Genomic DNA, 13,444 nt, shown 5'->3' with positions numbered 1-13,444 from the left:
TTTTCGGCGATCGGCGTGGACGGAGGCGAACCGTTCGAAGCCTTGCACTGCGGTGTCTCTTCCTGGGTTCGGCGTGGGGATCACCGGCTCACGGCGCAGGGACCGCCAGGGGTTGCTCCAGTGCGGCGCGCTGCTCCGGGAGGCCGACCGCACCCGCCACCATGGACAGGTCGCCGTCGGTGATCGGGACGCGCAGGACGTCCTCGGGCAGCTCGAAGGCCGCGAGGAGGAGGTCCACGTGCGGGGTCAGCTCCTCGCACAGCTCGTTGAGGCGCTGCGGGATCGCACGGACCTGGGCCGGGGTCAACAGGCCCTCGCACAGGTACCACGCCGCCGACGAGTTGATCTCGGTCAGCGCGTACAGGGCGCAGAGCGGGCGCAGTGCCGCTGCGGCCTCGGGCGAGTCCACAGTGGACGCAGAGGACACAGAGGCCAACAGGCTCTCCAGGATCAGGCGGCTGCCGTGTGCCTCGGCGAACTCCACGGCCTCGGTGAGGGAGTCCTGGGACTTCAAGGCCCTGTGGAGTTCGCGTTCGCGGGTCCTGGCGAGGTTGAGCCACATGTCGCGATCGAGCAGGTCGGAGGTCGGCGGGGTGTACCGCACCTCGGCGACCATTGATCGCGCGGCGTCCAGGCACAGGAGGAAGTTGTCGCCGCCCGCGGCTTCGCTGACGATCGCCAAGCCTTGGTAGTCCAGCAGGCGGTTGACCGTGAACACCCCGCGCGCGCCGCACCGTTGCCTGCACTCGGCGGTCAGGCGCTCGGTCTTCCAGGTGGTGATCGCCTTGGTCAGCGACAGGGTTCGCGCCAGCGGGTCCAAAGTGGACGGTGGGACGGGGCGGTTGGCGGAGTTGCAGGTCATCGCGGTGGCCTTGGCGGTCTTCGCGCGGTTGGCGTGGCAGGTCAGGGCGTAGGCGGTGGCCAGGGCCGTGTAGAGCGAGCGTTGCTGCGTGCGGTGGCGGATCACGGGAACCCACGGGCTGTCCGGCTCCATGGCGGGACGGCGCATCGAGTAACGCAAAGCGATCTGGGCGCTGGCCCGAGCGACCGAAGCGAGCGCGGCGGTCTGGGCGGTGCGCACGCTCTGGGCGACGGTGAGCGACCGCACCAGGCGCAGCTTCTGGTCCTCGACGGGATCGTGGAAGCCACCCTCCTCGGTGATCGAAGCGCTGTCGTGCAGGAGGGAGCTCAACGGAATCCGCACCTGGTCGAAGGAGATCACCGCGTAGTCCATGGGCACCTGGGTCGCCTCGGGCAGCTGGGTGATCGACACTCCGGGAAGCGGGCCGTCGGTGTCACGGAGGCGCACGACGAACAGGAACACGCCACGATCCTCACCGCGGATGTTGAGCTGCGCGGCGACCGTCGCGAGCTTGGGCACTCCGGGGAGGCCGACGTTGGGCATGAACTTGCGCGCGGCCTCGTCAGGGCTGTGCAGCACGAAGTCCCGGCGCTCGTGGTCATAGGTCGCCCGCGTGCGCATCGACACGTGGCTGTTGCCGTAACCCAGCTCGGTGATCAGCAGTGCGCCCGTCGCGGTCATCTTCTCCAAAGCGGTGATGTACTCGTCGAGGTCGTCGCGTCCCGCACCGAGTTCGCGGATCGCCGCCAAGGCGCCGCAGTAGTGCGTCACCATCGCGACGAACAGGGACGGGCTCACCACGGCGGACCACTCCAGCAACGCGAACAGCCGGTGCGGGTGCTCGACGAGTTCGTCAGCGCTGACGTGGTCGTTGGCGAAGCGCATTCGCTCGTAGGTCAGCCGCAGCTCCTCCTGGTAGGTGAGGCCCTCACGCGGCGCGAACAGCTCGTCGCGGAAGATCTTCCGCAGCTCCTCGCGGAACTCCGGCTCACAGTCACCGTGTACGAGCCGCGCCAGCGCTTGCAGGCTCTGATCGCTCACTGGGTTCTCCCTGTCTTGTCCGCACTCCGGAAACCACGGCGAGCACGTCTCCGGCCACACTCGCCACAGCGGAGCCGGAGGTGTCGGTGGCGAGCACGATCTCATTGCCATAACGGGAAAGCAGCTCTACATCGTTGAGGTCGGTGCGCAGTTCGATCCGGCCGATGCGCACTGGAATCGCAGTGCGCGGCAGCAACAGGAGCTGCACCAGAGCATCGACGAGCAGCACGGGGATGCGGAATGAGGCGAAGTCCCACTCTCCCAACGACGGTGCGAACACCGCCGACCCGCCCGCGTCGGAAGTACGGACATCGCGGAGCGAGGCGAAGGGACCGCTGAGCTCGACCTCGCCTCCCGGCCCGTAGAAGGGCGGTGTGATCGGTGAGCCTGGAACGCGTTCCACCACGGGAGAACCGGACGATCCTTTGTGGATGGTGTACGTCATGTGCACGCGATCGGCCTTGAGCAGAGCGCCGTTCGGCGCGATGAGATCGCTCAGGACGCGATCGCCGGTCACCCGGTAGTCCGAGCCCGGCAGGACCGGCGCGTGGAACTCCAGGTCGGTGACCACCTCCCCGGGACGCGCGACCAGGTCGACGAGCATCGCGGCGGGTACGACGGCGCGACCACGGACGCGGTGGTGTTCCAGGAAGCCCGCGGAGGGACACCAGCGCGGTGAGATCAGGGCACGCTCCGCCGGACCGAGGTAGGTGACCTCAGGAGCACTGTCCACACTGGACAACTCGGCCGCGAACAGCGCGCAGCCGTCACGGTCGGAGAGCCCGGTGAGCGCGTTCTGCCGGAGCAGGTGGTCTCGGATCACCGGTTGGGCGGCGAAACCCGACTCCCGCCACAGCGCCCAGGACAGCGTCGTCTCGTGGGTGCCGCCGAAATGCCGTTGCCAGGTGGCCGCCGCGTTCAGGATGTCGTTGCCGGAGCAGTAGTCCGCCTCCCCCGGCCAGCCCAGCACCGCGAGCAGCGAGCCGAAGTTGACCCACCGCGCGGGTTCCCGGCCCGCGAAGGCGCGGCGGAGGTTGAGGTAGCCGAGCAGCTTGGTGTCCCGAACGGCACGTGCCCGCTCCAGCGGCACCGACCGGACCTCACCCCCGTTGTGCAGCCCGGCGGCGTTGATCAGCAGGTCCACGCGCGGGGGAACCTGGTCGATCGCGGCCATGACAGCGGCCGAATCGGTGATGTCACAGGGAATGTGGCGCACCTTCCCCGGACCGCACAGACCGGTGAGCAGGTCGAGCTCACGCCGTGCCCGCGCACCCGCCAGCAGTCGGTCGAACTCCGTCGAGGCCTCCTGGACTGTCCACTGTGGATTGGCGGCGATGAACGACTGGCGCGTACCGACATCGGTTCGCTCTCCAGGGGAGGTCCGGCTCAGCACGTAGATCTCCGGCCGGTGCGCACGGGCCAGGTCGGCGAGCAGCCGTGCGGTCAGCCCGCGCGCTCCACCGACCGCGACGACGACCTCAAGCCGTTGCGGAGGGCCGGGATGGACAGGCGCCGCGAACAGGACGTGCTCCATCCGCGTGCCGCCGGAGTACACCGCGACGGCCAGTTCACGCGCCAGAGCCGACTCCGTGGCGAGGAGGTCCGGCCGGACATCCTTCGAGTCGGTGAGGACGGCGAAGGCGAACCTCTCCCTGGCGAGGCTCTTCACCAAGCCGGTGAACGGCGCGGTGGCGGGGTGGACGACCCCGTCGCGCAGGGCGTCGACCATCAGCACCGCGAACGAACCGCCGTCCTCCCACCGCTGCACCGCGAGGTAGGCCAGGTCGTGCACCTTTCGCAGGCGCAGCAAGGCAGAGAGGTCATCCGGAGCGGTCCGGGAAGCCCCGACGTCGACGATCACGCGGATGTGCCTGGCGTTCGGCACGTCCTCGGTCTCCTCCGTGATCACCAGTGCGCCGTCGGGAACCGCGGGCAGCTCCGCTCGGACGACACGTGCGGGCACCGGCACGAGGCGGCGCTCCATCCGCTCGACAGCGGCACGCGTTGGGGAGACGATGATCCGCGGGCCCCACGTCTCGGCCGCACCGATCGTGCACTCGCGTTCGGCGGCCAAGGCCGCGGTCATGGCCAGAATCGGGTCCGCGCCGAGATAGGTGCGGCCGAGCCCGGCCAGCGGGCGGAGCGCTTGCGGCCTGGACGAAGGATCAACCGCGGCCAGCTCGGTGCGGAGCGTGCCGAGAACGGGGAGGCCGTGCCGCGACGCCGTGGCACGGCGGGTCAGGACCACCATGAACGCGCCCTCCGCGACGGGCGGTTGGTCAGCGAGCACCGAGGCGAGCTCCGGGCCGCTGTTGCCGCTGATACCGGCCACCACGGCCACGTCGAGGTCACCGTGCCGGAGATACCGCTCCGCACAACGCACCGCGTCGATCCCGGCGGAGAGTCCCGTGTCCACGGTGAGGTTCAGCCCGTGCCAGTCGGCCAACGCCGACAGCCGGGCCGGGATCAGGTTGGGCATGATCCCGGGAAAGGCGTCCTCCGTGCTGGGCGGCACCGCCGCACGCACCTCCCGCTCCAGCTCGTCGAACCCGGGGTCCTCGCCGACGCGGCGGCGTAGATCGCCCAGGTAGCACCGAAGCGCGTACTGCACGGCGCGCCTCGTCGGCCCGGTGTGACCGACCACGACGCCGGTGGTGTCCTTGAGTTCTTCGCACACCGCCCGCACCCGGGGATCGAGCTGACCGGCCGCGCGCAGGATCATGATCTGGCCGCGGTCCATCGTGCGCAGCGTCGCCGGGGGAAGCCGGACCTCGGCGAAGTCCGGCAGCGGGTAGTCGGCGCCGAAGTCCGGGTCCGGGGCGGCGCGCTCACCGCGGAACCAAGCCGATGTCTCGGCGGCGTCGAACCCGGGCAGGTGGGCTGACCAGCCGACGACGACCAGCTCGTCAGCGGAGATAGTGCCTTCGTGAGCTGACGGCGCGTCGGTGAGCAGGAGGTGCGCGTTGGTGCCGCCGAACCCGAACGACGACACGGCGACGCGGCGGGGTCGCTTCGCTGGCAAAGGAGTTGCCGTGGTCATCGGCCGGAACCTGCTGCTGTCCAGGATCGGGATGGGTTGCCGCAGATACCGTTGCGCGGGCACCGATCCACGCTGCAGGCCGGACAACGCCTGCACCAGCGAGACGATGCCCGCGCTCCATCCGGTGTGCCCGACGATCGGCTTGTTCGACGACAACAGCGCGGGCGGGCCGGAACCCGCGACGCGGTGCAAGGCGGCCAGTTCCGTGCTGTCCCCCGCCTGTGTGCCCGTCGCGTGGCCGATCACCCAGTGGACCGAGGCGGGGTCCGTTCCCGTGCGCTCATAAGCCCGGCGGAGCGCGAGTACCTGGCCCGCCTCGTTGGGCGCGTAGATCGCCTTGCCACGCCCGTCGCAGGACAGGCCGACGCCCTCGATCACGCCGAGGACCCGATCACCGTCCGCACGGGCCTTGTCGAGCAGTTTGAGCACCACGACTCCGGCACCGTCGGAGAACAGCACACCGTCCGCGGCCCGGTCGAAGGACCGCACCCGGCCCGACCTGGACAACCCGGAGAGCTTCGAGAAGAGCACCAGATTCCGTGCACTGTAAGCAAACGTTCCGCCGCAGACGGCGACCTCGCACGAGCCTTCTCGCAGCGCCTTCATGCCGAGGTCCACCGCGTAGAGCGAGGACGAGCACGCCGTGTCCACCATCACCAGTTCGGTCTTGTCCGGTAGCAGCCCATCGATCGCGTTGCGGCCGACGCGATGTGGCAGGTACTCCGAGGGATTCACCTCACGCACGTACCGGTCGCGGAGAGTGCCGTTGTCTCCCAAATGCTTCCGGGCTCCGGCGTAGACCAGGTACTCCTCCAGTTCCTGGCTGCCGTCCACGGTCGCGCCGAACGCGGCGAAACACCGGTCGCCGACGGTGACGCCGTCGAGTGCGGTGAGCAGGCTGTGCCGCAGCCAAAGGGTGCTCCGCTCCACAACCGGCTGTAGTCGGGGATGCGGAACGAAGGAGGTGATGAAGCCGGATCGTGGCGTGTACGAGCGGTCCTCGGCGGCCGGGTCCGTCGAGTGGAAGGAGGAGATGTCGAAGCACTCCGGCTCCACGAAGACGTTGTCCTCACCGGACAACACCTTCCACAGCTCGTCCGGGTTGTTGGCGCCCGGAGTGACCACACCCATCCCGACCACGGCGACCGCGCCAGGAACCGGCTCAGGCACCGGCTCGGGCACCGAAGGCTTGGGGGACAACGACATCGAGCCCAGGGAGAGCCCGCCATCGGCCACCACGGTCTGGCCGGTGATCCAGGACGCCGCAGGGGAGGCGAGGAAGACCACCAGCTCGGCCAGCTCCCGCTCGGTGCCGAGGCGGTTGCCCAGCGGCGTGGCCGCCCTGACCTGGTCCGCGAGGGCTTGAGCGTCGGGGAACATCCCGGCGATCGCGTTGTCCAGCAGGCCACCCGACGCGGTGTTCACCCGGATTCCGCGCCCGGCGTACTCGACGGCGAGGTAACGGGTCAGCGCCTCGACCGCGGCCTTCGTCGTGCCCACCGTGGCGTAGTCGCTGATCACCAGGCTGCTGCCGAGCGAGGACAGGTTGACGATCGCCGGGTGCTCCCCCGTCATCAGCTCCGCCGCCCTGCGCGCGCACCACAGGCTGCCGCGCAGGTTGGTGTCGAAGGCCCGCTGCCAGTGCGATTCGTCCACTTCGGACAGTGGGAGCAACGCGCCGGACGCCGCGTTGTTCACCAGCACGTCCAAGCGCCCGTGGCGGGCCGCGATCTCGTCGAACATCGCATCGACCTGCCCGCGGTCGGCCACCGAAGCCCTGATCAGCTCGACCAGGCGGCCCCGCGCCGCCAGCTCGGCCTCGAAGGCGACCGCCTCCTCCCGCGCGTGGAAGTAGTTGGCGATCACCCGGTCGCCGTGCCCGGCGAACGCGAGCGAGATGGCCCGGCCCAGCCCCCGGACTCCGCCCGTGACAAGGACAACCCGTTCGCTCATGACCGAACCCGCTCCGCGCCCAGCACGTGGTCGGCGATCGCCCCGAGCGACGGCAGCTCCCACACTCGCAGCTCACCGGGCCGGTCGGGCAGGCCGAACTCCTCGACCACCCGCGACAGCAACGCGGTCTGCTTCAACGAGTCCACGCCGAGTTCGGCTTCGAGCAGGGCCCGTTCGGTGAGCACGTCCTCCGGGTACTCCAGCGCCGCCGCGTACAGCGCGCGCAGCTTCGCCAGCACGGTGTCCTTGTCCGGCACCGCGGAGCTGCCAAGCTCGGGCTCGCGCGCCGCGGGAATCTCCACGGGCGCGACGACCGCCGAAGCGGTGTCGGTGCGCGGCGGACGCACATCGGACTCACCGGTGAGCACGCGCCGGAGCCCCCCTGTTTCGTCCGAGGAGTCCAGCAGCGGCGCGACCGTCCGCACTCCGGGAACCGTCAGCTCGACGCAGCGCGTGAGCGCGTTCAGCGCACCGGACTCCACGAAGACCGTCGCGCCGGAGGAGTGCAGGTCGCGGACCGCGTCGGTGAAGCGCACCGGCAGCACCATGCACTCCGCGATGGCGAACTTCAGGTCGTCGGCGTCGCTGTACCAACGACCGTGCACTGGCGAATACACCTTGTGCTCCAAGGGTTTCTGCTCGATCCCGTCCATCAGCCCGAGGAACCTGCCGACCGCGGGCCGCGCGCTCGGGTGGTGCGAGGCGTACGGCAGGTGCAGCTTGGCGTAGAACAGGTCCAGCGCCTTCGCCACCCGCCCGGCCCGGTCGATCGCCTCAACGGGGCCGCTGATCACCGTCTGCCGCGGCGCGTTGAGGCACCCGACCGCGAGGTCCGGCTCGTCCATCGCGCCGATCAGGTGCAGCGTCACCGCCTCGTTGGCGCCGATCGCGGCCATCGCCCCCCTGCCCTCCCACTCGGCGAGGGCTTCGGCACGGGCGCACACCAGGCGGACCCCGTCGTCGAGCGTGAACGCCCCGGCGGCGACGAGCGCGGCCATCTCGCCGAAACTGTGGCCCAGCAACGCATAGGGCCGCAGTCCCGCAGCGGCCAGCACCCGGTGCGTGACCACGGAGGCGCCGAAGATCGCCAGCTGGAGCACCTCGGTCGGCAACGCCAGCATCTCCCGGATCGGCCGCGGCTCCTCGTGCAGCACCACACGGGCGACCGAGGGGACACCGTGGCGGGCGGCGGCGCGGTCGATCCCGGCGAAGGTCTCCGCGACCTCCGGGTGCTCACCCGCGGCCTGCCGCAGCATGCCCGTGGAGTACGCCCCGAGCCCGGGGAACAGCAGAACGGTCCTGGCGCTCATACCGGAATCCGCCCCATCTCCAGCATGTCGATCAGCGTGGGACCGCCGATCGTGCTGGTCATGCCGCCATCCAGGGTCAGACAGGAGCCGGTGGTCAGCTTCGCCGCGTCACCGGCCAGGTAGACCACCGCGCCCGCGACGTCCTCCGGATCGCCCCACCGCCGGGCGGGCACGGCGCGCAGCAGCCCCTCGGAGACCTCCTCCTGCCCGGACATCGCCCTGGTCAGCTCGGTGGTGATCCAGCCGGGCACCACGCAGTTGACCCGGACGCCGCTCGCGGCCCACTCCGCCGCCAGCGACCTGGTCAGCGAGACCACCGCCGCCTTCACCGCCGCGTAGTGCGAGAGCATCGGCACCCCGCCGACCCCGGACACCGAACCGATGTTGATCAGCGAACCGGAGCGCTGGCGCACCATGACCCGGCCGGCCGCACGGCAGAAGTGGACGACGGAGTCCAGGTTGAGCCGGATCGCATCGGCCCAGTCCCGCGCGGTCAGCTCCAGGAACGGCCCGGCGAAGCCGAATCCGCCCGCGTTGTTGACCAGCACGTCGAGCCTGCCGAACTGCGCGACGGTGTCCGCGACGGCCGCGCGCACCTGGTCCTCGTCACCGGCGTCGCAGGTCAGCACGAGGGCGCGGCGGCCGAGCTTCTCGACGATCTCGGCGACCTCGCGCAGCGCGTCGGTGCCGCGCGCCAGCAGCGCCACGTCGGCGCCCACCTCGGCGCAGGCCAGCGCGATCGCCCTGCCGATACCCCTGGAGGCACCGGTGACCAGCACCGTTCTTCCTTCGAGACCGAACATGGCTGCCCCTCAGACCGCGCCGAAGAGCAGGTTTCCCGGTGACCCGGGATCGTCGCTGAGGTAGAAGTCGCAGAGCGCGTCGAGGATCTCGGCGACGGAGAGCATGCCATCGCGGTTGGTGTCCAGCCGGTCGAAGATCCGTTCGGCCGAGGGCAGCGCAACGGCGTTGAACAGGCCGAGCAGCCGGGCGAACTCCGGCCGGTCCAGCAGTCCGTCCCCGTCCGCGTCGCACAGCTGGAGGTTGGTGCGCGCCAACGGTTCGATCATCCGGGAGAACCCGGCCCGGTCCCCGGCCACGCGCGCCATCCCGGCGACGAACTCCCGCTGGGAGATCCGGCCGTCGCCGTCAGTGTCGATCTCCCTGATCAGCGCCGCGTACAGGTCCTGGTAGCCCTCCCGCACGCGCTGGGCCGTCGCCGAGTCCGGGACCGCCCCCAGCCCCTCGATCAGCCGATTCGCCAGCTCGGTGAAGTCCCCCGCCTCCAGGTACCCGTCCCCGTCCACGTCGAACATCGCGAACCGCCTCGCGTACTTGCGGTCGAGCAGGCTGGTGGCCGAAGTGGTCATCACGAACACATCCCATCGTTTACGGGCGCGCGAGAGCGACTGAAAAGAATGCGGAAAGAATGACGCGACCACGGTCATCAACTCGACAGGCCGGGTCGTTAATCGACGTTAGCCGCGACCAAAGGGGCGCGTAAGTCGCACGTTCGGGAATCATCCTTCACGCAGGTGGAGCGGCTCAGCGATTACGCAGAGTCCCGCCAAACCAATCCGATCGTGGAATGATCTGGAGAACTCCATGATCGCTTTCATATAGCACGGCAAAACAGCGATTAGTGCGCGTTAAGCGCGGCTCCCTACGCTGCACGACGTGAGATTCCGGGTGCTCGGCGCATTGGACGTCCGTGACGCGGGCGGCGCACCGGTCGTGTTGAACCGCCGCAAGCAGCGGGTCGCGCTGGCGATCCTGCTGTCGCGGGCGAACCGGCCGGTCCGGACCGCCGAGCTGGTCGGGCAGCTGTGGGGGGACGAGCCGCCGCCGTCGGCCGCCGCGAACCTCCAGTCGTACCTGGCGGGGCTGCGCAAGGTGCTGGAGGACGGCGGGGCGCCCAGGCTGCCCGCGAGCCGGGGTGGGTACCTGCTCCGGGTGGAGCCCGGTGAGCTGGACGCGGAGCGCTTCGAGCGGCTGGCCGCCGAGGGCGGGGCGGCGCTGGCCGCTGGCGAGGCCGGGCTGGCGCTGGACCGGCTGACCCGGGCGCTGGAGCTGTGGCGCGGCGCCGTGCTGGAGGACCTGCCGCTGCCCCCGGCGCTGGAGGCGGAGGCGGCCCGGCTCACGCAGCTGCGGCTGGACGCGACCGAGGACCGCTTCTCGGCGCTGCTCGCGCTGGGCAGGCACGACGTCGCCGCCGCCGAACTGCCGCCGGTGACGAGCGCGCACCCGCTGCGGGAACGGCTGTGGGAGCTGGAGATGCGGGCGCTGCACCGCTGCGGGCGGCAGGGCGACGCGCTGGCCACCTACCGCAGGGCCGAGGTGCTGCTGCGCGAGGAGCTCGGCGTCGAACCGGGCGCGGCGCTGCGGGAGCTGCGGCGCCGGATCCTGGACGGCGACCTGTCGTTGAACCCGGCGCGGGCGAGCGCGGTGCTGCCGCGCCAGCTGCCGCTCGCGGTGCCGGACTTCCTTGGGAGAGAAGAGGAACTGGCCCGGCTGGACGCCGAACCCGGGCCGATCGTCGTGATCACCGGCGCGGCCGGGATCGGCAAGACCGCGCTCGCGCTGCACTGGGCGCACCGCGCGGCGGAGCGCTTCCCGGACGGGCAGCTGCACGTGGACCTGCGCGGCGGTGCCGCCCCGCTGGACGTGCTGACGGCTTTCCTGGTGTCGCTGGGGGTTCCGGTGACCGAGGTGCCCGCGAGCGTGGACGCCGCCGCCGCGCTGTTCCGGTCCGCGCTGGCCGACCGCCGGATGCTGATCATGGTCGACGACGCCGACAGCGCGGACCAGATCCGGCCGCTGCTGCCCGGGACCGCGCCGTGCACGGTGGTGGTGACCAGCCGGAACCGGCTCAGCGGGCTGGTCGCGGTGCAGGGCGCCTCCCGGGTGGAGCTGGGGCCGCTGCCCTCGGCGGACTCGATCGCGCTGCTCGGCCGGGTCACCGGGGAGGCGCTGGTGATGACGGAGTACGGGGCGGCCGAGGAGATCGTGCGGCTGTGCGGCGGGAACCCGCTGGCGGTGCGGATCGCCGGGGCCAACCGGTGCGGTCAGTCGCTGCGCGAGCACGCCCGCGATCTGTCCACTGAGGACTTCTTCGCCGCGCTGGTCGTCCCTGGTGACGAGGCGGCATCCCTGCCGGCCGCCTTCGCCCGCACCCAGGAACGGCTTTCCTTTCCCGCACAACGGTTGCTGGCGCTGCTGGGGCTGCTGCCGCACTCGTCGTTCACCCTCGGCGACGCGGCGGGCCTGCTCCGGACCTCGACCACGAGCGTGCGGCGGCCGCTGGGCGAGCTGGTCGCGTGGCACCTCGTCCGGTCCACAATGGACGGATTCACCATCGACCCGCTGACCCGACGGCTCGCCGCGGTGCTCGGGGCCGGGACGCCCGCCCCGGCCCCCGCGCCGACGCTCAGCCCCGGGCGGCCTTGACGACCAGGTCGACCACGGCGCCGGGGTGGGAGACCCCGACCGCGTGCGAGCCCCCGGTGATCTCGACGACGGCGCGCGCCCCGGCGCGCCCGGCCATGAACCGCTGAGCCGCGATCGTGATGCTCTGGTCCGCCCCGGCCAGCAGGAACCACGAGGGCACGGTCTTCCACGCGGGCGCGCCGGACTTCTCGGCCAGCGCCACGTCGCGGACCGGCCGCTGCGTCGCGGCCATCACCCGCGCCTCGGCGGCGGGCACGTCCGCGGCGAAGTGGTCCCAGAACCGGTCCTGACGGATGTAGAGGTCGTTGCTGCCGTCGCCGAGCGGCATCTTCTCCACGACCTCGTCGAAGGTGCCGCCGGGGAACCGCTTGGCGATGTCCGCCCCGCTCTCCCCCTGCTCCGGCGCGAACGCCGCGACGAACACCAGGCCCTTCACGTTGGGGTTTCCCCTGGCGGCGTTGGTGATCACCGAACCGCCGTAGGAGTGCCCGGCGAGCACGACCGGCCCCTTGACGCTGCGGATCACCCGGGAGACGTGCTCGGCGTCGCCGGCCAGGCCGCGCAGCGGATTCGCGGCGGCGATCACCGGATAGCCCCGTTCGCGCAGCCTGGTGATCACCCCGGCCCAGCTCGCGGACTCGGCGAAGGCACCGTGCACGAGCACCACGGTGGGCCGGGCCCCGGCGGGGGCCTCAGGAGTCCCGGCCACGGCCGATCCAGCGGTGACGAGCAGGGCCGCGGCGGCAAGGGCGGCTAAAACACGCATGACACACTCCCATCGAGGGCAACTACCTTGGGAGCGATGTAAGCGGACACGGGCCGTCTTGGCAACACGCGTCAGCGGCAGCTGAATCCCTCAGAGCACCTCGGGCAGGCCGAACGCCGCGTAGAGCGAGGTGTCGAGGAAGACGGCCGCATGGCTCACGCCCGCGGGCCCGATCGTCAGCACCTGCACGTTGAAGGCGCGGAACACGCCGTCCTCCGTGCGCAGGTAGTTGGCGAAGGCGGGCTGGCCGTTGGCGCTGACCGGGATGAGGCGCTGCCCACCGGGCACGGCCGGGCACCGCTGCCTGAGGTGCCGCGCGATGTCCGCCCGCCCCTGGTACCACGCGGTGAACGGCGGCATCTCCCACACCGCGTCGGCGGTGAACAGTTCGACGATCGCGGCGACGTCCTTGGCCTCGAACGCGCGCACGTAGCGGTCGAGCAGAGCCCGCTGCTCCGGCTGCTCGATGAGCTGGTCTTCTTGTGGCGCAACGGTTTCCAGTTGCGCGCGGGCGCGTTGCAGCAGGCTGTTCACCGCGGCGGCCGAGACGTCGAGCGCCTCCGCCACCTCGGCCGCCCGCCACTGGAGCACATCGCGCAGCACGAGCACGGCGCGCTGGCGCGGCGGCAGGTGCTGCAACGCCGCGACCAGCGCCAGGCGCAGGCTCTCCCGGCCCGCGACGATCGACGCCGGGTCGTCGTCGCGGTCCGGGAAGGGCTCCAGCCAGGTGATCTCCGGCGGCCGCACGAGATCGTCACCGGGATCGCAGCGCTGTCCCCCGAGGCCGGTCGGCAGCGGCCGCCTCCCCCGCCCTTCGAGCGCCGTCAGGCACACGCGGGTGGCGATGCGGTAGAGCCAGGTCCGCACCGACGAGCGCTGCTCGAACTTGTCGTACGCCCGCCACGCGCGCAGGTAGGTCTCCTGCACCAGGTCCTCGGCGTCGTGCACCGAGCCGACCATCCGGTAGCAGTGCGCGAGCAGCTCCCGCCGGAACGGGTCGGCGACCGCGGGGAAGGCGTTCATGG

Annotated in this window: 8 protein-coding genes; 1 reads left to right on the top strand and 7 read right to left on the bottom strand. The window is 71.0% G+C overall.

The window, feature by feature from the left end:
- Nucleotides 1-88: 88 nt before the first annotated feature.
- From NLX83_RS42170 to NLX83_RS38940, 5 genes are read right to left on the bottom strand one after another with little or no spacing between them, the layout of a single operon-like run.
- The gene (locus tag NLX83_RS42170; RefSeq protein WP_254240316.1) at nt 89-1,903 is read right to left on the bottom strand and encodes an acyl-CoA dehydrogenase family protein; all 1,815 of its coding nucleotides are present in this window, start codon (nt 1,901-1,903) and stop codon (nt 89-91) included.
- Nucleotides 1,857-6,896, bottom strand: coding sequence for an SDR family oxidoreductase (locus NLX83_RS38955; RefSeq protein ID WP_254240315.1), 5,040 nt, complete (start codon nt 6,894-6,896; stop codon nt 1,857-1,859). The genes NLX83_RS42170 and NLX83_RS38955 overlap by 47 nt, the downstream gene beginning before the upstream one ends.
- Nucleotides 6,893-8,206, bottom strand: coding sequence for an acyltransferase domain-containing protein (locus NLX83_RS38950; protein ID WP_254240314.1), 1,314 nt, complete (start codon nt 8,204-8,206; stop codon nt 6,893-6,895). Before NLX83_RS38950 ends, NLX83_RS38955 begins: the two co-directional genes overlap by 4 nt.
- Entirely contained in the window at nt 8,203-9,009 is an 807-nt protein-coding gene (locus NLX83_RS38945; RefSeq protein ID WP_254240313.1) for an SDR family NAD(P)-dependent oxidoreductase, read from the bottom strand. Before NLX83_RS38945 ends, NLX83_RS38950 begins: the two co-directional genes overlap by 4 nt.
- Nucleotides 9,010-9,018: 9 nt before the next feature.
- On the bottom strand, nt 9,019-9,576 hold the full coding sequence (locus tag NLX83_RS38940) for an EF-hand domain-containing protein (RefSeq protein WP_254240312.1): 558 nt from the start codon (nt 9,574-9,576) through the stop codon (nt 9,019-9,021).
- A 307-nt stretch (nt 9,577-9,883) separates the two neighbouring features.
- Here NLX83_RS38940 and NLX83_RS38935 point away from each other — a divergent pair, with 307 nt between their 5' ends.
- A complete protein-coding gene (locus NLX83_RS38935) occupies nt 9,884-11,653 on the top strand; it encodes an AfsR/SARP family transcriptional regulator (RefSeq protein ID WP_254240311.1) in 1,770 nt (589 codons plus the stop codon).
- Here NLX83_RS38935 and NLX83_RS38930 read toward each other — a convergent pair.
- Both NLX83_RS38930 and NLX83_RS38925 read right to left on the bottom strand, forming a co-directional pair.
- The gene (locus NLX83_RS38930; protein ID WP_254240310.1) at nt 11,634-12,419 is read right to left on the bottom strand and encodes an alpha/beta fold hydrolase; all 786 of its coding nucleotides are present in this window, start codon (nt 12,417-12,419) and stop codon (nt 11,634-11,636) included. The genes NLX83_RS38935 and NLX83_RS38930 overlap by 20 nt on opposite strands.
- Before the next feature lie 90 nt (nt 12,420-12,509).
- Nucleotides 12,510-13,442 (bottom strand): sigma-70 family RNA polymerase sigma factor, encoded by a 933-nt coding sequence (locus NLX83_RS38925; RefSeq protein WP_254240309.1) that lies wholly within the window; start codon nt 13,440-13,442, stop codon nt 12,510-12,512.
- Nucleotides 13,443-13,444: the final 2 nt, after the last annotated feature.

Origin of the sequence: Allokutzneria sp. A3M-2-11 16 (genome assembly GCF_024213555.1) — a bacterium.
Classification (GTDB): domain Bacteria; phylum Actinomycetota; class Actinomycetes; order Mycobacteriales; family Pseudonocardiaceae; genus Allokutzneria.
Note: the sequence above shows the minus strand (reverse complement) of the source record. Positions and strands in the feature narration are given on the sequence as shown.